General features: G+C 71.6%; 17 protein-coding genes, 1 tRNA gene and 1 riboswitch. Of the genes, 9 read left to right on the top strand and 9 right to left on the bottom strand.

Annotation, left to right across the window (positions count from 1 at the left end; translation table 11 throughout):
• The first annotated feature begins 13 nt into the window (after nt 1–13).
• The 4 genes from B0I33_RS03745 (at nt 14) to B0I33_RS03730 (ending at nt 4,791) form a co-directional block, all read left to right on the top strand.
• A complete protein-coding gene (locus B0I33_RS03745) occupies nt 14–841 on the top strand; it encodes a TatD family hydrolase (RefSeq protein WP_106177118.1) in 828 nt (275 codons plus the stop codon).
• Nucleotides 842–1,125: 284 nt separating this feature from the next.
• Nucleotides 1,126–2,580: a resuscitation-promoting factor gene (locus tag B0I33_RS03740; RefSeq protein ID WP_106177117.1), complete on the top strand. Its 1,455-nt coding sequence runs from the start codon at nt 1,126–1,128 to the stop codon at nt 2,578–2,580.
• Nucleotides 2,581–2,608: 28 nt separating this feature from the next.
• Entirely contained in the window at nt 2,609–3,463 is an 855-nt protein-coding gene (gene rsmA / locus B0I33_RS03735) for a 16S rRNA (adenine(1518)-N(6)/adenine(1519)-N(6))-dimethyltransferase RsmA (RefSeq protein WP_106177116.1), read from the top strand.
• 52 nt (nt 3,464–3,515) lie between these two features.
• Nucleotides 3,516–3,606: riboswitch (SAM riboswitch) on the top strand.
• Nucleotides 3,607–3,786: 180 nt separating this feature from the next.
• Nucleotides 3,787–4,791: a methionine ABC transporter ATP-binding protein gene (locus B0I33_RS03730; protein ID WP_181193165.1), complete on the top strand. Its 1,005-nt coding sequence runs from the start codon at nt 3,787–3,789 to the stop codon at nt 4,789–4,791.
• A 91-nt stretch (nt 4,792–4,882) separates the two neighbouring features.
• Here B0I33_RS03730 and B0I33_RS03725 read toward each other — a convergent pair whose 3' ends face one another.
• Nucleotides 4,883–6,337: an MFS transporter gene (locus B0I33_RS03725; RefSeq protein WP_106177115.1), complete on the bottom strand. Its 1,455-nt coding sequence runs from the start codon at nt 6,335–6,337 to the stop codon at nt 4,883–4,885.
• Nucleotides 6,338–6,490: 153 nt separating this feature from the next.
• Here B0I33_RS03725 and B0I33_RS03720 point away from each other — a divergent pair, with 153 nt between their 5' ends.
• Genes B0I33_RS03720 through B0I33_RS03705 form a run of 4 tightly spaced genes read left to right on the top strand, consistent with a single transcriptional unit; the run spans nt 6,491 to nt 11,552 of the window.
• Nucleotides 6,491–7,048, top strand: coding sequence for a TetR/AcrR family transcriptional regulator (locus tag B0I33_RS03720; protein ID WP_106177114.1), 558 nt, complete (start codon nt 6,491–6,493; stop codon nt 7,046–7,048).
• 24 nt (nt 7,049–7,072) lie between these two features.
• A complete protein-coding gene (locus B0I33_RS03715) occupies nt 7,073–8,041 on the top strand; it encodes a 4-(cytidine 5'-diphospho)-2-C-methyl-D-erythritol kinase (protein WP_106177113.1) in 969 nt (322 codons plus the stop codon).
• A gap of 20 nt (nt 8,042–8,061) precedes the next feature.
• Complete coding sequence (locus tag B0I33_RS03710) at nt 8,062–9,834, top strand: ABC-F family ATP-binding cassette domain-containing protein (RefSeq protein WP_106177112.1); 1,773 nt, start codon at nt 8,062–8,064, stop codon at nt 9,832–9,834.
• 35 nt (nt 9,835–9,869) lie between these two features.
• Nucleotides 9,870–11,552, top strand: coding sequence for a fatty acyl-AMP ligase (locus B0I33_RS03705; protein WP_106177111.1), 1,683 nt, complete (start codon nt 9,870–9,872; stop codon nt 11,550–11,552).
• 69 nt (nt 11,553–11,621) lie between these two features.
• Here B0I33_RS03705 and B0I33_RS03700 read toward each other — a convergent pair whose 3' ends face one another.
• From B0I33_RS03700 to B0I33_RS03665, 8 genes are all read right to left on the bottom strand, one after another.
• Complete coding sequence (locus B0I33_RS03700; RefSeq protein WP_106177110.1) at nt 11,622–11,996, bottom strand: DivIVA domain-containing protein; 375 nt, start codon at nt 11,994–11,996, stop codon at nt 11,622–11,624.
• Nucleotides 11,997–12,168: 172 nt separating this feature from the next.
• Nucleotides 12,169–12,762, bottom strand: a complete 594-nt coding sequence (pth, locus tag B0I33_RS03695) for an aminoacyl-tRNA hydrolase (RefSeq protein ID WP_106177109.1) — start codon at nt 12,760–12,762, stop codon at nt 12,169–12,171.
• Nucleotides 12,763–12,772: 10 nt separating this feature from the next.
• A complete protein-coding gene (locus tag B0I33_RS03690) occupies nt 12,773–13,432 on the bottom strand; it encodes a 50S ribosomal protein L25/general stress protein Ctc (protein ID WP_106177108.1) in 660 nt (219 codons plus the stop codon).
• Between the two features lie 196 nt (nt 13,433–13,628).
• The gene (locus tag B0I33_RS03685) at nt 13,629–14,498 is read right to left on the bottom strand and encodes a TIGR03621 family F420-dependent LLM class oxidoreductase (protein ID WP_106177107.1); all 870 of its coding nucleotides are present in this window, start codon (nt 14,496–14,498) and stop codon (nt 13,629–13,631) included.
• A gap of 72 nt (nt 14,499–14,570) precedes the next feature.
• Nucleotides 14,571–15,551, bottom strand: a complete 981-nt coding sequence (locus B0I33_RS03680) for a ribose-phosphate diphosphokinase (protein WP_106177106.1) — start codon at nt 15,549–15,551, stop codon at nt 14,571–14,573.
• Nucleotides 15,548–17,020 (bottom strand): bifunctional UDP-N-acetylglucosamine diphosphorylase/glucosamine-1-phosphate N-acetyltransferase GlmU, encoded by a 1,473-nt coding sequence (gene glmU, locus B0I33_RS03675; RefSeq protein ID WP_106177105.1) that lies wholly within the window; start codon nt 17,018–17,020, stop codon nt 15,548–15,550. The genes B0I33_RS03680 and glmU overlap by 4 nt, the downstream gene beginning before the upstream one ends.
• Nucleotides 17,021–17,060: 40 nt before the next feature.
• Nucleotides 17,061–18,770, bottom strand: coding sequence for a GGDEF domain-containing protein (locus tag B0I33_RS03670; protein ID WP_106177640.1), 1,710 nt, complete (start codon nt 18,768–18,770; stop codon nt 17,061–17,063).
• Nucleotides 18,771–18,861: 91 nt separating this feature from the next.
• Nucleotides 18,862–18,933, bottom strand: a tRNA-Gln gene (locus B0I33_RS03665).
• A gap of 160 nt (nt 18,934–19,093) precedes the next feature.
• Between B0I33_RS03665 and B0I33_RS03660 the strand changes: the two genes are divergently transcribed.
• Nucleotides 19,094–20,065, top strand: a complete 972-nt coding sequence (locus B0I33_RS03660) for an acyl-CoA desaturase (RefSeq protein WP_106177104.1) — start codon at nt 19,094–19,096, stop codon at nt 20,063–20,065.
• Nucleotides 20,066–20,123 lie beyond the last annotated feature (58 nt).

Genomic DNA, 20,123 nt, shown 5'->3' with positions numbered 1-20,123 from the left:
AGGGGGAACTCGCGTGAGCCGGGAACGGCCGCCGGTGCCGGAACCGCTCCCGGCGCCGGTGATCGACGCGCACACGCACCTCGACGCGGTCGGCGCGACGGCGCCCGCGGACCTCGCGGCGGTGCTGGACCGTGCCGAGGCGGCGGGCATCGTGCGCGTGGTGACGGTCGCCGACGACCTCGCCTCGGCGCGGTGGGTCGCCGGGGTGTCCACGTCGGACCCTCGGGTGTTCGGCGCCATCGCGCTGCATCCCACGCGGACCAAGGACTTCGGTGCCGAGCAGCGTTCCGAAGTGGAGCGTCTGGCCCGGGGTGAGCGCGTGGTCGCGGTCGGGGAGACCGGTTTGGACTACTACTGGGACTACGCACCGCACGACGCGCAGCAGGAGGCGTTCCGCTGGCACATCGACCTCGCCAAGCGGCTCGGCAAGCCGCTGATGATCCACGATCGCGAGGCGCACGAGGACGTGCTGCGGATCCTCCGCGAGGAGGGCGCTCCGGAGACGGTGGTGTTCCACTGCTTCTCCGGGGACGCGGACATCGCGCGCCGGTGCGTGGACGCGGGCTACGTGCTGTCCTTCGCCGGCACCGTGACCTTCCGCAACGCGCGGAACCTGCACGAGGCGGCCCGGCTCGTCCCGGACGACCAGTACCTGGTGGAGACGGACGCGCCGTTCCTGACGCCGCACCCGTACCGGGGCAGGCCGAACGAGCCGTACTGCGCTGCCTATACCGTGCACGGCCTCGCTGAGCTGCGCGAACAGTCGGTCGAAGAGGTCGCGAACGCCGTCCGGGTCAACGCCGAGCGGGTGTTCCGGCTGCCGAGTGTGATGTCGGCGTGAACGGATTGCGACATTCGTGCAAGGTCAATACATCCTTCGATGGAGTGACGAACGTCACGACAATCCAGGGGGTGTTTGCGCAACCCCCGAGGCTTCGTTACTGTCCCGTGATCGTGCTGGTCTGGTAGCAACCAACCGGTGCGCCCACAGTCACGTCGGTGTACGTCGGGGAAGCGGCCAACGGTCGCGAGGGACGGCGCTGACTGCGGGAGTCGGACGAAAACGGCGGGCCACCCCCGCCTACGTACGAGGCCGTACGGCCTTATGCGAAAGGGATCGACCCTGTGACTGGTAGTTCGAGGCACACCGGCGCGCGCGCCGGGGCACCCGCGAGATCCACCGGCGGCTCCACCGCCCTCCTGGATTGGCCGGGCGAGGACTGGGACTTCTCACCGGAACCGCAGGTCACCCCGCACGACGTGCGGATGGCGCTCGGCCCGCAGGTCGATGACCTGCTTTCCGATGCCGACATCGACGTCGACGAGCTCATCCGGCTGATCAACGCCGAGACCACCATGCTTCCGCCGATCACGGTCCCGGACGAGGCCGCCGGAGACCGGGTCGGCAAGACCGCGCCCGCGCTCGAGGAGCCCGACCAGGGCCTCGCCGGTGCGGTCCGCACGTGGAAGAAGCGCTTCCTCAAGGGCGCCGCGATGGCGGTGCTCATCACGCTCTCCGGCGGCGGCGCCGCGGCGCTGGCCATGAACAAGAGCGTGACCGTCGAGGTCGACGGTCAGGAGCGCACCGTCCGCAGCTTCGGCGACACGGTCGGCGAGGTGCTCGACGACGCGGGCATCAACGTCGGCGTGCACGACGCGCTCTCCCCGTCCCCGCAGGCCCCTGTCGGTGACGGTGGGGTCATCACGCTCGAGCGGGGCCGCAAGCTCAACCTCATCGTCGACGGCGCCCAGCGCGAGTCCTGGGTCAGGGCCACCACCGTGGGCGAGGCGCTCGGCCAGCTCGGGCTCTCCGAGCTGGACAGGCCCGGCACCTGGTTCTCGGTGCCGACCACCGGCGAGGTGCCGCTCGACGGCATGACGCTGGAGATCAAGACCCTCAAGCACATCACGCTCTTCGACGGCGGCAACAAGCCGCGCGAGGTGACCACCACCGCCGTCACCGCCGAGGAGTTCCTCCGCGAGCTCAACCTCAGCCTCGGCCCGGATGACGAGGTGGTCAACGGGCTCGACTTCAAGCTCGTGGACGGCGCCGAGGTGCGCATCAGCCGCACCGGCGTGTCCGTCATCAACGAGAACGAGGTCATCGAGCCGCCGGTGAAGGAGGTCGAGGACCCCGAGCTCCTGCAGGGCGAGGAGGTCGTCGAGGACGAGGGCACCCCCGGCGAGAAGGTCGTCACCTACCGCGTGACGAAGAAGAACGACCAGGAAGTCGCCAGGGAGAAGCTCTCCGAGAAGGTCATCAAGAAGGCCGAGCCGAAGGTGGTCCGGGTCGGCACCAAGGAGCCGCCGCAGCCGCAGATCTCCGACGCGGAGGTCTGGGACGCGCTGGCGCAGTGCGAGTCGAGCGGCAACTGGTCGATCAACACCGGCAACGGCTACTACGGCGGACTGCAGTTCAACAAGCAGACGTGGGATGCCTACGGCGGCGAGCAGTACGCGGCCTACCCGCACCAGGCGACGCGCGAGCAGCAGATCGCCATCGCCACGAAGCTGCGCGACGCGCGTGGCGGGTACGGTGCCTGGCCACACTGCTCCAGCCAGCTCGGGCTGCCCCAGTAACGGATCCCCGGCCGCCTAAGCTGGTCCGGTGACCGAAACCCCGGGCCTGCTCGGTCCCGCCGAGATCCGCGCGCTGGCGAGCGAGCTCGGCGTCCGGCCGACGAAGAAGCTCGGCCAGAACTTCGTGCATGACGCCAACACGGTGCGCCGCATCGTGGAGCTGGCCCGGGTCGGTCCGGGGGACGTCGTCCTCGAGGTGGGGCCCGGGCTCGGCTCGCTCACCCTCGGCTTGCTCGCGGCGGGCGCGCGGGTGATCGCCGTCGAGATCGACCCCGTGCTTGCCGCGAGGTTGCCCGGGACCGTGCGGCGGCACACGAGCGCGGCCGACCGGCTCACCGTGCTGACGGCGGACGCCCTGCGCGTGCGCGCCGGTGACCTGCCGGAGCCGCCGACGGCGCTGGTGGCCAACCTGCCGTACAACGTGGCGGTGCCCGTCGTACTGCACCTGCTGGCGGAGCTGCCGTCGCTGGCTCGCGGCCTGGTGATGGTTCAGACCGAGGTGGCCGACCGGATGGCCGCGGCTCCCGGCAGCCGCGTGTACGGCGTGCCGAGCGTGAAGACCGCCTGGTACGGCCGGGCCCGCAAGGTCGCCGCCGTCCCGAGGTCGGTGTTCTGGCCGGTGCCGAACGTCGACTCGGCGCTGGTGGAGTTCATCCGGCACGAGCCGCCTCCGGGGGCCGACCGGGACGCCGTCTTCGCCCTCGTCGACGCCGCGTTCGCGCAGCGCCGCAAGACGTTGCGGGCGGCGCTGGCCTCGTGGGCGGGTTCCGCCGACCGGGCCGGGGTCCTGCTCACGGCGGCGGGCGTCGACCCGCGCACCCGCGGCGAGCAGCTGGACGTCACCGACTTCGCGCGCGTCGCCTCCGCTGCGACGAAGGTGTGATCTCCGTCGGCCGGCTTGCGTTCCGGCCGCGGAGTCCGGTGTACTCGTAGGGCATCCATCCCGAGCGACCGAGAGACCTGGCTCGCCGAAGTCGCAGCAACCGCCCGAACGGGGGCAGGTGCTAACGCCAGGACCGATGGAGGGTTCATGTATCGCTCCCGACTGCTGACGAGGCGCCGAGTAGTCGACGAGGGCCGCCGCACGGTTTCCGCGTGTCGCCGTTCCCTGGTTTCCTCCCCCCTCGCCTGACCCGTCCGTCGCCACTTCTTTCCTTCCGCGCCACCGCCCGCAGGCGGTGTCGTCGAGCTGCTCTGGAGCCATACGTGATCACCGTCGAGAACGTGAGCAAGTCATTCCCCGGAAACGGCACGCCCGTCACGGCGCTGCGCGACGTCAGCCTCGCGGTCGACGCCGGCGCGCTGTACGGGGTCGTCGGCCCGGCCGGTGCGGGTAAGTCGACCCTGGCGCGCTGCGTCGCGCTGCAGGAGCGGCCCGATCGCGGCGTCGTCCGCTATGACGGTCTCAACACCACGCGGCTGGACGGCCGGAAGCTGCGGGACACGCGGCGGCAGGTGGCCGTGGTCGACACCCGGCTGCGGGACGAGCGGACCGTGGCCGGCAACGTCGCGCTGCCGCTGGAGCTCGGTGGTGTGGACGGTCCGCAGCGGCGGAACCGCGTGGGCACGCTGCTCGATCTGATCGGCCTGACCCAGCGGGCCGGGGACCGGCCGGAGAGCCTGACGCCCGGCCAGCGGCGCCGGGTGGCCGTGGCGCGGGCGCTCGCCGCCGCGCCGTCGGTGCTGCTCGCCGACGACCCCACCCGGGGGGTGGACGCCGAGGAGTCGGGGGCGCTGCTGACGGTGCTCGACCGGGCGCGGGCCGAGCTGGGCACGACCGTGGTGCTGACCACGCCGGACGCGAGCGTGGCCCGGCGGGTGTGCGACGACGTCGCGCTGCTGGAGCGGGGCACCGTCGTGGAGAGCGGCAAGCTGCTGGACCTGCTCGTGAAGCCGGGCAGCCGCGTCGCGGCGGACCTGCTGCCCGCCGTCGAGACCTCCCGTGCGCAGACGGCGCGGTACGACCTCGCGGTGGACGTCGTGCTGGTCGGCTTCGCCGCCGTCGGGGCCCTGCTGCCCGAGGCGGCGTACCGGTTCGACGTCGAGCTGGCGACGATCGGCGGCGGCCTGACCCGGATCGGCGACACGCCGGTCGCCCGGTTCCGCCTCGGCGTGCGGGGCCAGCGGGCAGACGCGGCGCTGGCGTGGATCGCCGAGCGCGGCGGCCACGTCACCCACACCCTCTACGGCCTGCGCCACGTCGCCGCCTGACCCGCTCACCACTCGCCCGCCGCCGGGGGAGCGAGGGAGCTTTGCTCCCGTCAAACGAGAGTAAAGCTCCCTCGCTCCCCCTTGGGTGGGGTTAGTGGGGCGCCGGGGACACCTGTGGGGGACGGCGGTAGAGGGCGACCACCGCGACCGCACCGGCGGCCAGCACGGCGGCGCCCCATCCGCTCGCCGTGGCGAAGCCGTGCACCGTCGCCGCAGCCGGGTCGCCCGTGCCGGACGGATCGGCGAGCATGGACGTGGTCGCCGCGGTCGCGATGGTGTTCAGCGTCGCCGTTCCGAGCGAGGCGCCCACCTGCTGCGAGGTCGTCACGAACGCCGACGCCGCCCCCGCCGCACGCGGCGCCACCCCGGCGGTGGCCAGGTTGATCACGGTCGGCATCGTCAGCCCCGCACCGAGGCCGAGCACCACCTCGGCGGGCAGGATCAGCCCGGCGTAGGAACTCTCCGCCGTGAGCCAGGTCAGCGTGAACAGGCCCGCCGCGAGCAGCAGCAGCCCGCCGCCGAGCAGCGGACGCGGCCCGTAGCGCGCGGACAGCCGCCCCGTCAGCTGCGTCGCGGCCAGCACGTTCGCGCCGATCAGGGGCAGGAACGCCAGCCCCGACCGGAGCGGCCCGTACCCCATGATCGTCTGCAGCTGGAACGTCAGGAACAGGAACATCCCGAACATCCCGAACGCCGCGACGCCGACGGCGAGGAACCCGGCCGCCCTGGACCGGTCCGTCAGGATGGCAGGCGGCAGCAGCGGACCGGTGGTGCGAGCCTGCCGGACCGCGAACGCCGCGACCAGCACCGCGGCCACCGCGAGCGACCCGAGCACCAGGCCGGAACCGAACCCGCGCTCGGCCGCCTCCGCGAGGCCGTAGACCAGCGACACGATCGCGCCGCCGCCGAGCACCGCGCTGAGCCAGTCGAGCCGCGCGTCCCGGTGGGCCTCCGCGTGCGGCAGCACGAACCAGCCCGCGACGGCCGCGACCACGGCGATCGGCAGGTTGACGTAGAGGCACCAGCGCCAGCCGAGGTACTCGGCCAGCGCGCCACCGGCGAGCAGCCCGATCGCCGCCCCGGACATCATGATCGCCCCGAAGACCCCGAACACCCGTGCCCGCTCGCGGGGTTCGCTGAAGGTGATCGTCAGCAGCGAGAGCGTGGACGGTGCCAGCAGGGCGGCGAACACCCCTTGCAGCGCGCGGGCCGCGAGCAGCATCTCCGTGCTGCCCGCCGCGCCGCCGAGCGCGGAGGCGAGCGCGAACCCGACCACGCCGGCGAGCAGCGTGTTGCGGCGGCCCAGCCGGTCGGCCAGCCGCCCGCCGAGCAGCAGCAGGCCGCCGAAGGCCACCGTGTACGCCGTGATCGCCCACTGCCGGGCGGTGTCCGACATCCCGAGGTCCTGCTGGGCCGAGGGCAGCGCGATCGTCATGATCGTCATGTCGATGATGACCAGCAGTTGGGCGAGGCTGATCACGCCGAGCGCCCACCATCTGCGCCGGCCGGTGCCCCCACCCACGGGAGCGGGTGCCGTCGTCGTCATGGTTCCCCCTTGCGAGACTGATCGGTGACCGGTGGCGGGTATCCTCGGAGCGAGGGCTTACTTGCCGACCGGTTAGTTAGCGACGACCGAACGGTATTCCGTTACTAGTCGGCCGTCAAGTAAGTTTGTGGCGAGGTTTCGAAGGGACAGCGAATGGTGGGGCGGCGCAGCGACACCCGGGAGCGGATCCAGCGCGTCGCGCTCGAGCTGTTCGCGGAGCAGGGCTACGAGAAGACCTCGCTCCGCGAGATCGCCGAGCGGCTCGACCTGACCAAGGCCGCGCTGTACTACCACTTCAAGACCAAAGAGGACATCGTCCACAGCTTCATGTCCGACCTGGCGAGCGCGCTCGACGACCTGCTGGAGTGGGGCCGCAGCCACCGGGACTCCGCACACGCTAGGGAGGAGGTCCTGCGCCGGTTCTCGGCCGTCGTCGCCGGTGAGTACGCCCCGGTCCTGCGGTTCATGCAGCAGAACATGCCCGCGATGCGGGAACTCGGCGTCAAGCACGCGTTCGCGGCCAAGATCCAGGAGCTGTTCCGGCTCGTCTGCGCAGGTGAGGACGATCCCGCGACCCAGCTGCGGTCGCGGCTCGCCGTGGTCGCGCTCATGCTGCAGGCCAACCCGATGTTCGCGGCCGACCCCGAGACGCTGCCGCCGGCCGACGTCGCCCTCCGGGTCGCGTTGGAGCTGGCAGCACCACGCGACTGACCCCGGCAACGTAGGCTGGGAGCCGTGCTTGCCGTCGTACCACCTCCCGTGACCGTGCGGGTGCCCGCCAAGGTCAACCTGCACCTTTCCGTCGGGGACGCGCGCGAGGACGGCTACCACGAGCTCACCACGATCTTCCAGGCGCTCTCCCTGACCGACGAGGTCACCGTCGCCGTCTCCGAGGAGCCGGGTGTCGAGGTGCACGGTGAGGGTGAGAAGTCGGTGCCGACCGGGCCGGAGAACCTCGCGTGGCGGGCGGTGTGCGCGCTCGCCGAGTACGCGGAACGGCCCGCGGACGCCGACGGCATCCGGGTGGTGCTGCGCAAGGGCATCCCCGTCGCCGGTGGGATGGCGGGCGGCAGCGCCGACGCGGCGGCCACGCTCCTCGGGCTCAGCACGTTGTGGCGACTCGACCTCGCCCGCGACGAGCTCGCCGGGATCGCCGCCACGCTGGGCAGCGACGTGCCGTTCGCGCTCTACGGCGGCACCGCACTGGGCACGGGCCGGGGCGAGCAGCTCGTGCCGGTGCTGTCCCGGCACACGTTCCACTGGGTGCTCGCGTTCGACCAGCGCGGGCTGTCGACCCCGAAGGTCTTCGGCGAGCTGGACCGGCTGCGGGAGGCGGGGGACCCGCCGCGCGTGGGTTCCCACGCGCCCGTGGTCGAGGCACTGGCCTCCGGCGATCCGCGCCAGCTCGCCCTGCTGCTCGGCAACGATCTGCAGGCCGCCGCCGTCTCCCTGCGGCCCGGCCTGCGCCGGACGCTGAGAGCCGGCGTCAACGCGGGCGCGCTGGCCGGCACGGTGTCCGGATCGGGACCGACCTGCGCGTTCCTGTGCACCGGCGCCGAGTCGGCCCTCGAGGTCGCCGCCGAGCTGTCCGGCGCGGGCGTGTGCCGCACCGTCCGGGTCGCGCACGGGCCGGTGCCCGGCGCGCGGCTCGTCGGGGGCGACGACACCCCCCGGCCGACCTCGCCGCCGCAAGTGCACGCGTGAACGAGAGGAACAGCAGGCGGATGGCCAACCTGGTCAACCTGGAATCGGTCAGCAAGTCCTACGGTGTGCGGCCGCTGCTCGACGGCGTCTCGCTCGGCGTGGCCGAGGGCGACCGGATCGGCGTCGTCGGCCTCAACGGGGGCGGCAAGACCACGCTGCTGGAGGTGCTCGCCGGGATCAGCCCGCCGGACTCCGGCCGCGTCAGCCGCGCCAGGGACCTGCGGATGGCCGTGGTCACGCAGCGCACCGAGCTGCCCGAGGGCAGCACCGTGCGCGAGATCGTGCTGCCCGGTTACGCCGCGGAGCACGAGTGGGCCGCGGACCCGCGTATCCGGTCCATCGTGGACGGTCTCGGTATCTCGGCGATCGGCCTGGAGACCCCCACGAGCGGTCTGTCCGGTGGGGAGCGCCGCAGGCTGGCACTCGCCGCCGCGCTGGTCGCGGAACTCGATCTCGTCGTGCTCGACGAGCCCACCAACCACCTCGACATCGAGGGTGTGCGCTGGCTCGCGGACCACCTGCTGGCGCGCAGGATCGCGCTCGTCGTGGTCACCCACGACCGCTGGTTCCTCGACACGGTGTGCGGCCGGACCTGGGAGGTCGCCGACGGTCGTGTCGAGCAGTACGAGGGCGGCTACGCGGACTGGGTGTACGCGCGCGCCGAGCGTGCCCGGCTGGCGGCCGCGGCCGAGGAGAAGCGGCGCAACCTCGCCCGCAAGGAGCTCGCGTGGCTCCAGCGTGGCGCGAAGGCCCGCACGTCCAAACCGCGGTACCGGGTGGAGGCGGCCGAGGCGCTCATCTCCGACGTGCCCGAGCCGCGCAACACCCCCGAGCTGCTCGCGTTCGCCAAGCGGCGCCTCGGCAAGACCGTGCTGGAGCTGGAGGACGCGTCGCTGCAGGCTGGCGACCGCACGCTGCTCGACCACGTCACCTGGCGCGTCGGGCCCGGCGACCGGATCGGTGTCGTCGGTGTGAACGGCTCGGGCAAGACGACGCTGCTGCGGTTGCTGGCCGGTGAGGCCGAGCCGATCACCGGGCGGCGGGTCGAGGGCAAGACCGTCCGGCTCGCGCACCTGAAGCAGGAACTCGAGGACCTTCCGGGGAACCTGCGCGTGCTGCAGGCCGTGGAGGCGGTCGCCGGGCGGGTGACCTTCGGCAAGCAGGAGCTGACCGCCTCGCAGCTGGCGGAGAAGCTCGGCTTCCCGGCCTCGCGCCAGTGGACGCCGGTCGACGACCTCTCCGGCGGCGAGCGGCGCCGCCTGCAGCTGGTCCGGTTGCTGATGTCCGAACCGAACGTGCTGCTGCTCGACGAGCCGACGAACGACCTGGACATCGACACCCTGCAGCAGCTGGAGGACCTGCTCGACTCGTGGGCCGGCACGCTCGTGGTCGTCTCGCACGACCGCTACCTCGTGGAGCGCGTGTGCGACCACGTCGTCGCGCTGTTCGGCGACGGCAAGGTCACCCACCTGCCCGGCGGCATCGAGGAGTACCTGCGGCGCCGCGCCAGCCTGCTGGAACTGCCCGCCCGGCCCACGCCCGAGCAGCGGCCGAAGGAGCAGCAGCCGGGGATGAGCGCCGCCGAGCACCGGGCGATCACCAAGGAGCTGTCCCGGCTGGAGCGCAAGCTCGACACGCTGCACGAGCGGGAGGCGAAGCTGCACGGCGAGCTCGCCGAGGCGGCGACCGACCCCGACCGGTTGATGGAGCTCAACACCGAGCTGAAGGCACTGCTCACCGAGAAGGAAGAACTCGAGCAGCGCTGGCTGGAGGCCTCCGAAGCGGTGGAGTGAGAAACCGTGTTCGTTCGCGAGGTTAAGGTCTACCCATGAGTCGGTTCGTGGACACGATGGTCGCCACCGCGCACGCCGGTGGCCGGCAGCAGGGGATGGTCACCGGGGAGCCGGGGGAGCCGGTACGTCGCACGTGGTTCGAGGTGCACGAGCGGGCTCGCCGTGTGGCGGGCGGTCTCGTGTCGGGCGGGCTGCGCCCGGGGAGCGCGGTCGCGGTGCTCGCCGCCGCCCCGGAGCTCATCGCGCCGACGGTGCAGGGCGTCTGGCTCGCCGGCGGCAGTGTCACCATGCTGCACCAGCCCACCCCGCGCACCGATCTCGCGCAGTGGGCGGAGGACACGATCCGCGTGCTCGGCATGATCGGTTCCGAGCTGGTGGTCCTCGGGGAGCCGTTCGACCAGCTCGCGCCGGTGCTCACCGAGCACGGCATCGGCTTCCGGATGATCACCGACCTGCTTGCCGCCGACCCCCTCGGCCGGCCCGTGCCGAGCGGCGAGGACGACCTCGCGCTGCTGCAGCTCACGAGCGGCTCGACCGCGGAGCCCAAGGCCGTGCGCATCACCCACGGCAACCTCTACTCCAATGTCAAGGCGATGGTCGACCGGGCCGAGTTCGTGTTCGACCGCGACGTGATGGTGTCGTGGCTGCCGACGTTCCACGACATGGGCATGGTCGGGTTTCTCACCGTGCCGATGACGTTCGGCGTCGAGCTGATCAAGATCACCCCTGTCGAGTTCCTCAGTGGACCGTTGATCTGGCCGGAACTGATCAGCAGGTATCGCGGCACCACCACGGCCGCCCCCAACTTCGCGTACGCGATCGTGGGCAGGCGCATGGCGAGGATCGAGGACGACGACGCCTACGATCTGTCCACTCTGCGCATCGCCCTCAACGGCGCCGAGCCCATCGACCCGTCCGCCGTCAAGACGTTCACCGACGCCGGTGCGCGCTTCAAGATGCCCCCGGAGTGCGTGTTCCCCGCCTATGGTCTCGCGGAGGCCACGCTCGCCGTGTCGTTCGCGCCGCTGTTCACGGGACTCACGGTCGACGTCATCGAGGCGCACGCGCTGGAGGCGGAGAACCGGGCGGTGCCCGTTCCGGAGGGCGACCCGCGCCGGGGCACCGACGAGGTGCGCTCGTTCGCCGTGCTCGGCCCGCCGCTGGACGGGCTCGAGGCACAGGTGGTCGACACCGAGGGCAACGTCCTCGGGGACCGGGAGGTCGGTGAGATCCGGCTGCGCGGCGAGGCCGTCACGCCCGGGTACCTCACCGTGGACGGTCCCGTCGAGACCCAGGACGCGGAGGGCTGGTTCGCCACCGGCGACCTCGGCTACCTCACCGGCGGGCAGATCGTGATCTGCGGCCGCAGCAAGGACGTCATCATCATGGGCGGCCGCAACATCTACCCCACCGACATCGAACGCGCCGCGAGCTCGGTGGAGGGCGTGCGGGCGGGCAACGCCGTGGCCGTGCGCATCGACGCCGGCACCCGGCGGGAGCGGTTCGCCGTCGTGCTGGAGTCCACACTGGCCGGTGACGCCGAGCAGGAACGCGTGCTGGCCAAGAACGTCGCCGCCCGGGTGCGGGACGCCGTGGACGCACGGCCCTACTCGGTGGTGGTGCTGCCGCCGGGCAGCCTGCCCAAGACGCCGTCCGGCAAGGTCAAGCGTGCGGCCACGGAAGTGCAGTACCGGGACCGGATCGAGCAGCTCGCCTGATGCCCCCGGTGTCGTGAGTGAGAAACGTGGTTAGAACAACGTTTCTCACTCACGACCCCGGGCGGCTGGTCACGAGGGGCGTTCGGTGACCCACTCGGTCGCGGGCGCGGCGTCCTGGCGGGCGCGTTCGGACGTGGCCTGGGACTCCTCCCTGGCGGAGGGCACCTGGTGCGCGTCGCGGCGGGCGCCGGTGCCGTGCAGCAGCTGCTCCTCGATGGCGTCGAGGAACTCGTCGACCTCGCGCTCGTCGTACCCGCGCTTGCCGATCAGCGGCCTGCCGAACGCGACGTGGTGCACCTCGGCGGCGGTGAGATCGTCCTGGCCGGAGAGCGTCTTCGCGATGCGCTCCATGAACTCGTCGACCTCGTGCTTGGCGTAGCCCCGGCGGCCGATCGGAGCGTTGCCGAACTCGATGTTGCGCACGTCCGCAGCGGTGAAAGACATGAAACTCGCTCTCCTGGCTAGGGCTCGGTCGGGTGGGTCCCGCATTCCGTCCTAGCCCCAGGTCGCGGCGGCGGAAACCCCTTCGCGGGGCGCTCGACTCGAACAGGTGCCGTGGACAACGCCATCGAGTGAGGCGCTGGACACGTTCCGCGACGGATTGTCCGTGGCCGCGTCAGGTCGCGTGGAAGGCGTTCTGCGCCGCCGTGAGACCGGCGGAGACCAGCTCCTCCACGGCGTCGGCGCACCGGTCGACGTTCAGCGGCAGCTCGCGCCGCTCGACGGCGGAGAAGTCCTTCAGCACGAAATCGGCCGGATCCATCCGGCCGGGCGGGCGGCCGACGCCGAACCGCACGCGGTAGTAGTCCCGGGTGCCGAGCGACTTCGTGATCGAGCGCAGCCCGTTGTGCCCGTTGTCGCCGCCACCGAACTTGAGCCGCACGGCACCGTAGGGCACGTCCAGCTCGTCGTGGACCACGACGACGCCGTCGGGGCCCACCTTGAAGAACCGGGCGGCACCGGCGACCGGACCACCCGAGAGGTTCATGAACGACCTCGGCTTGGCGAGCACGACCCGGCGGCCGCCGAGGCGCCCCTCGAGCACCTCGGCTCCGCTCTTGTGGGCCTTGAACTTCCCGCCGAGCCGCGCGGCCAGCTCGTCGACCACCAGGAACCCGGCGTTGTGCCGGTTGCCCGCGTAGCTCGGCCCCGGGTTGCCGAGGCCGACGAGCAGCACGAGCTCGCCGGCACCCGGCAGGTCGTTCGCCACCGGAGGTTCCTTACTCGGCGGACGCGTTCTCGCCGCCCTCGGTCTCCGGCTTGTCCTCGACCACGCCGGCGCCCTCGGTGTCGACCTCGGCCTCCATGGCCGCCTCGCTCGGCGCCTCGTAGATGGAGACGACGAGGTGCTCGGGGTCGGTGGCCAGGGTCGCGCCCGCGGTCAGCTGGACCTGCGAGGCGAGAATCTGGGTGCCGATCTCGGCGCCGGAGATCGACACCTCGAACTGTTCGGGGATGTTCAGCGCGTCGACCTCGACCTGCAGGGCGTCGAGGTCCTGGTTCACCAGGCCGCCGGGCGCCGGGTCGCCGGTGAGCACCAGGGGGACGTCGACGGTGACCTTCTCGCCGCGGTGCACCACCAGCAGGTCGACGTGCTCGATGTAGTTCTTCAGCGGGTGCACGGTGATGGTCTTGGTGAGGGCCAGCTCGGTGGCCTTCTCGGCCTTCTTCTCCGCGCCGGCGACGTCGAGCGTCAGGACGGCGTTCTGGCCGTTGTCGCGGATCACCCTGGCGAACTCGACCGCGGGCAGCGACAGGTGCCGCGGGTCGGCGCCGTGGCCGTACAGGACCGCTGGAATCTTGCCGGCACGGCGGGCTCGGCGGGCCGCGCCCTTGCCGAACTCCGTGCGCTGTTCGACTGTCAGACGTACCTCGGACACGGGTATGCACTCCTCGCGGTGGGATCGGGGCCTAGCGTTGTGTGGCTGTTCGGCGGCGAGCTCCACCGGCGTGCGCGCACGCGTGGCTGCTCGAGCCGCCGCGTCGATCACGTCGGGCACCGGCCGTGCGGTGCCCGCCTCGCCGAGACAACCTGCACAGTCTAATCCAGCGGTTTCGCCGTCGATCGCCGGGGCGTCAGCGACCCGCCAGTTCCCGGACCACCGGAGCGAACGTCTCCATCGCGGGCTCGAACACGGTGACGTAGCTGACGCCGTAGCGCTCGCGCAGCGCCCGAACCCTGGCGACCAGTTCGTCCGGCTCGCCGAGGAGCAGCTGGGGCGCTTCCAGCAGCTCGGCGTCCCCGAGGTCGAGATCCGGCGCCGCCGCCCGCCAGCGTGCCAGCTCCCGTTCCGGGTCGTTCGTGACGACGACGTCCTGGACCAGCAGGTTGAACTCCAGGTCCGCCGCCCGGGTGCCCGCCCGGTCGTGCACGTAGGCCACCCGTTCGTCGAGTTCGCGGGCGCTCGTGAGCGTCAAGGTGTCGGGCGCCGCGCCCCGCACCTGGCGCAGCCCGGCGAGACCGACGCAGTCGGCGTGGCGGGCGGCCAGCGCCAGCACACCGTCGCTGTTGCCCGCGATCAGCACCGGGGGCAGCGCCTCGCCGAGGCGCTCGCGCAGCTCGCCCAGCACGCGCTCGAGGTAGGCGATGCGCTCGCCCGCCCGCCACCAGGGCAGCCCGGCGTCGTCGAACTCGGCCTTGCTGTGCCCGGCGCCGAGCCCGAGGTCGAGCCTGCCGTCCGTGAGGCCGCTCGTGGTGGCGACCTCGCGGGCCAGCAGCGCCGCGTGGTAGAAGGGGACGTTGAGCACGAACGGGACGACCCGGGGACGCTCGGTGACGGCCGCTGCCACGGCGAGTGCCGTGAGCGGTGACGCCCGCCCAGGGCCGAGGTGGTCGGCGACGGCGATGACGTCGTAACCGAGCTCCTCGGCCCTGCGGCACTTGGCGATCCACTCGTCGCGCCGCCCGACCTGACGGAGGCTGATCCCGAACCGGAACGGTCTCATGTGGCGCACGCTACGAGCTCCGGCGCGCGCCGTCCCCCTTTTCGCCCAGGGCCGAACGGCGGGGCGGCGCGCTCAGGCGCTGCCGTCGAAGAGGCTCGTCACGGAGCCGTCCTCGAAGACCTCCTGGATCGCCCGCGCCAGCAGCGGCGCGATCGACAGGACGGTGAGGTTGCCGAACCGCTTCTCCTCGGGGATCGGCAGCGTGTTGGTGACGATGACCTCGCGGGCGTTGCAGCGGGAGAGCCGCTCCGTGGCCGGGTCGGAGAGGATGCCGTGCGTCGAGGCGATGACGACGTCCGCGGCGCCCTCGGCCAGCAGCGCGTCGGCGGCCTTCGTGATCGTGCCACCGGTGTCGATCATGTCGTCGATGAGCACGCACAGCCTGCCCCGGACGTGCCCGACCACGCGGTTGGCCACCGCCTGGTTCGGCTTGTCCGGGTCGCGCGTCTTGTGGATGAACGCGATCGGCCGGTCGCCGAGCTGCTGCGCCCACTTCTCGGCCAGCCGCACCCGGCCGGAGTCGGGGGAGACGACCGTGATGTCCGCGTCCCCGTAGGTCTCGTTGATGTGGTCGGCGAGCACGGTCTGCGCGAGCAGGTGGTCGACGGGGCCGTCGAAGAAACCCTGGATCTGGGCGGTGTGCAGGTCGACGGTCAGGATCCGGTCGGCGCCCGCGGTCTTGAACAGGTCGGCGATGAGCCGCGCGGAGATCGGCTCGCGCCCCTTGTGCTTCTTGTCCTGCCGCGAGTACGGGTAGAACGGCATGATCACGGTGATGCGCTTGGCGCTGCCGCGCTTGAGCGCGTCCACCATGATGAGCTGCTCCATGATCCACTCGTTGATCGGATTGGGGTAGCTCTGGATGACGAACGCGTCCGTGCCGCGCACCGACTCCTGATACCGCACGTACACCTCGCCGTTGGCGAAGGTGTGCAGGGTCTGCGGGGTGATCGTCACGTTGAGGTGCTTGGCCACCTCTTCGGCGAGTTCCACGTGTGAACGGCCGGAGAAGAGCATGAGGTTCTTCTTCGGCGTGCCGGACTTCGGGCTCATTCTGGCGACTCCCCGTCGGTATCGGTTTCCTGCTGCGCGGCGAGCGCTTGTTCGGCGGCCTCCGCCGCGGGGGTACCCGGCCTGCGCCGGAGCACCCAGCCTTCGATGTTCCGCTGTGGCGTCCCCGAGACCGCCAGCGCGCCGGGTGGCACGTCGCGGCGGATCACCGTTCCGGCGCCGCTGTAGGCGCCGTCCCCCACGGTGACCGGTGCGATGAACATCGTGTCCGAGCCGGTCCTTACGTACGAGCCGACCGTGGTGTGGTGCTTGCGCACCCCGTCGTAGTTGACGAACACGCTCGACGCGCCGATGTTGCTGTGCTCGCCGATCGTGGCGTCGCCGACGTAGGTCAGGTGCGGCACCTTCGACCCCGTGCCGATGTCGGCGTTCTTCGTCTCGACGAACGTGCCGATCTTGCCCTTCGCGCCGAGCCGCGAGCCCGGCCGAAGGTAGGCGAACGGGCCGACGGAGGCGCCGTCGCCGATCTCGGACTCGCTGCCGTGGGTGCGCACCACGGTCGCGCCCGCGCCGACCCGTACGTCCGTCAGCGTCGTGTCCGGGCCGATCCGCGCTCCCTCACCGACCGTGGTGCCGCCGTGCAGCTGCACGTTGGGCGCGATGACCACGTCGCGGGCGAGCGTCACGTCCGCGTCGAGCCACGTCGACTCCGGGTCCACCACCGTCACGCCCTCGCGCTGCCAGCGGCGCACGATCCTGCGGTTCAGCTCGGCGCCGAGCGTGGCGAGCTGGACCCGGTCGTTCACGCCCTCGGTGAGCCACGGGTCGTCCACCACGAGCGCCCCGACCCGCTTGCCGTCGCCGCGCGCCATGCCGAGCACGTCGGTGAGGTACAGCTCGCCCTGCGCGTTGTCGGTGGACAGCCGGTTCAGCCCCTCGGCGAGGGTCGCGGCGTCGAAGGCGTAGACGCCGGAGTTGATCTCGTTGATCTCCAACTGGTCCGGGCCCGCGTCCTTGTGCTCCATGATGCCGAGCACGGCGCCGTCCGGGTCGCGCAGGATCCGGCCGTAGCCCGTCGGATCGTCCACAACGGACGTGAGCACGGTGACGGCGTTCCGGTTCTCGCTGTGCTCGGCGAGGAGCGCGGCGAGCGCCGTGGTGTCGAGCAGCGGAACGTCGCCGTACGTCACGAGCACCGTTCCGGACAATCCGGGAGGAAGGGTCCCAAGTGCACACGAAACGGCGTGCCCGGTACCCTGCTGTCGTTCCTGGACCGCGGTCGTCACGGACCTGCCGAGGACCTTGCCGACGTGCTCCAGGTGCTCGGAGACGGCCTCCCGCCCGTGTCCGACGACGACCACGAGTTGTTCCGGGTCGAGGCCGGCGGCCGCGCGGACGGCGTGTTCCACCAGGGGGCGCCCCGCGATCGGGTGCAGCACCTTGGGGATGCGGGAACGCATCCGGGTTCCCTCACCGGCGGCGAGAATGACTGTGCTCAGCGGGCCGGTCACGGCACTCCTCGATGTCGGGCGGATGAACGCGGCCCCGATCCTACGTGTGCTCTCCGAGACCGAACGGGGGGTCACTCGCGTCGGGACCGTCCTGGTCGTCGGGCTGCTCCCCGCCGGGGGTCGGCGAGGAGGAGATCTGGTTGCCGCCGCGCCGTTTCGCCTGGTACATCGCCGCGTCCGCACGGGAGAGCACTTCCTCCGCACGCTCCTGCGGACGCAGGGAGACCAGCCCCACGGACAGGGTCACCCCGTGCGAGAGGTGTTTGGGCAGGTTCGCGACGGCGTTCACCGAACGGCTCAGCGCCTGGGTGGCGGCGGACACGGGCGCACCGGGCAGCAGGACGATGAACTCGTCCCCGCCATAGCGGGCCACGATGTCGTCACCGCGCAGCGCGTCACGCAGCGTGCTCGCCACCACCCGCAGCACATCGTCGCCCTCGGCGTGGGAGTGCTTGTCGTTGACGTCCTTGAACCCGTCCAGGTCGACCAGCGCCACCGAGAGCGGCTGCGCCGCCGCCGAGGAAGCCAGGGTGCGCAACCGCTCGTCCAGTGCCCTCCGGTTGGGCAGCCCGGTGAGCGGGTCCTGCATGGCCTGCTGCGTGATGGCGCCGTGCTCGGCGGAGAGGCGCTCGTGCTCGCGCCGGGTGTTCAGGGTGGCTATCTGCGACTCGCGCAGCGACCACAGCTCCGCCTCCAGCGCCGAGGCGTACTCGGCGAGCAGACCGGTGGGCTTGGCGTCGGGTTCGAGGGAGTCCGTACCGTCTCCCGGTGCGCCCAGCCGGGCCAGTTCCCGGACGAGGTTGAGCCGCATCGACGGCTGGGAGTTGTCCTCCGCCTGGGTGTGCCGGGCCGCGCGCAGCACGTCGATCGCCTCGTCGCCGCGGCCGTCGGCCTCGAGGCAGCGGGCGAGCGCGATCGTGACGATGACGTGCTCGTGCGGGTAGCCGTGCTCGGCGTGCAGCCGGTACAGCCGCTCGATGTGCGCGGGGTTCGGCGCCGCCAGGGCGAGCGAGGCCGCCAGGACGCCGACCTGTTCCACGGCGGGCACGCCGGAGCGTCGCGGGAACAGCGACTCGGCGAACGGCGCCTCGACCGCGATCGCCATCGACGCGGCGGTGCGGAACTTCTCACCCGCCTCGTCGTAGCGCCCGACGCGCTCCAGCCGCAGGCCCCAGCCGAGCAGCATCTTGACGCGGTTCATCAGCTGCAGGGTGATCTCGTGCGGTCCCGCGCTGTCCCGGATCGCCTGGTGGGCGCGGGCGATGACCTCTTCGGCGGCCTCGTACACCCCCAGCTGGTTGAGCACGATCCAGCAGTCGATCAGGGCGGAGGAGAGCAGCCGGTCCCACGCGCGCCTGCCGAGCTGGCCGTCGGTGCCGGACGCGTCGTCGAGGATGGCGAGCGCCCTCGCGATCTCGGTGAGGGCGGCGTCCTCCTGCTCGGCCAGCACGAGCAACCTGCCCCGCAGCGCGTGGGCGTTGGCCCGCAGCAGCGCGAGGCCGTGCCTGCGGGTGTGGGCCAGCATCTCGTCGAGCAGGGCCTCGGCCTCGGCCGCGAGCCCCCGGGTGACGAGCCGCGCCAGCGCGGTGGCCCGCAGCATCTGGGCGACCAGGATCGGTTCTCCCCGGCGCTGCGTCTCCTCCAGCAGCTCGTCGAGGGTGCCGATCACCCGCAGCTGCTCGGCCCGCTCGCTGCGCTGCACCGCGGCAATGAGTTCCCGGGCGCGGCCGACCAGCCAGGCGTCGGACATGTCGCCCAAGGCCGGGCGCCTGAGATCCTCTCCGTCGGGAACCTCGCCGTGCAGCGGCCACACACCCCCTTCGGGCACCTCGGGTGGGCTGCTCCGCCGTCAGGACTCGAACCTGAACTGTCAGAACCAAAATCTGAAGTGCTGCCAATTACACTACGGCGGATCGCGCCTGGTCAGGATAGCCGCTGCGAGATTGGGTACTCGCCGGAGGGGTTTCGCCGGACGTTCTCGGCCTGTTCAGGGCGTCCTACCTCCTGTACCGTAACTTACGGAAGCGTAGGTAAGGGGACCCTTAGGTCCCTGTTCGGAAAGAAGTGACGTGCATGACGGCTACCCTCGAAGGTTCCGCGGCCTCCGGAGACAACACAGCCAACACAGCCAAAGGTCCCAAACCGATCCTTGACGGCCAGCGCCCGCTCGGGGTGCATCTCGCCGTGTACTTCGGGGTGATCGCACCCCTCGTCGCGCTCGTCGCGGCCGTGCCCTTCGCCTGGGGCTGGGGTCTCACGTGGGTCGACGTCGGGCTGTTCGTGTTCTTCTACGCCGTGAGCGGGCTCGGCATCACGGTCGCCTTCCACCGCCACTTCACCCACGGTTCCTTCAAGGCGAAGCAGTGGCTGCGGGTCACCATGGCGATCGCGGGCAGCCTCGCCGTGCAGGGCCCGCTGATCACCTGGGTCGCCGACCACCGCAGGCACCACGCCTTCTCCGACCGGGAGGGCGACCCGCACTCGCCCTGGCTGTACGGCACATCGCCGTGGGCGATCACCAAGGGTTTCTGGCACGCCCACATGGGCTGGCTGTTCGAGCGCGACCGCAGCAACGCGGAGCGGTTCGCCCCCGACCTGCTCAAGGACCCGGCGCTGAAGCGGGTCGACCAGCTGTTCTGGCTGTGGACCCTGCTGTCGCTGGTGCTGCCCGGGATCATCGGCGGGCTCGTCACCTGGTCGCTGTGGGGCGGGGTCACGGCCTTCTTCTGGGCCGGTCTCGTGCGGGTCTGCTTCCTGCACCACGTGACCTGGTCGGTGAACTCGATCTGCCACATGATCGGCGAGCGCCCGTTCACCGCGCGCGACCGCTCGGCCAACTTCTGGCCGCTGGCGATCTTCTCCTTCGGCGAGTCCTGGCACAACCTGCACCACGCCGACCCGACCTCGGCACGGCACGGCGTGCGGCCGGGGCAAATCGACATCTCGGCCCGGCTCATCTGGCTGTTCGAGAAGTTCGGCTGGGCGTACAACGTCAGGTGGCCCACGCAGACGCGGCTGGCCAGGCTGGCCGCCGAGTCCCGGTAGCACCCGCCGCCGCGTAGTCTGCGGACGATGGCGGCGAGAAGGCGGGCAAGACGAGAAG

This window comes from Prauserella shujinwangii (assembly GCF_003001955.1).
GTDB classification, from domain to species: domain Bacteria; phylum Actinomycetota; class Actinomycetes; order Mycobacteriales; family Pseudonocardiaceae; genus Qaidamihabitans; species Qaidamihabitans shujinwangii.
This window is presented reverse-complemented; position numbering and strand designations above follow the sequence as displayed.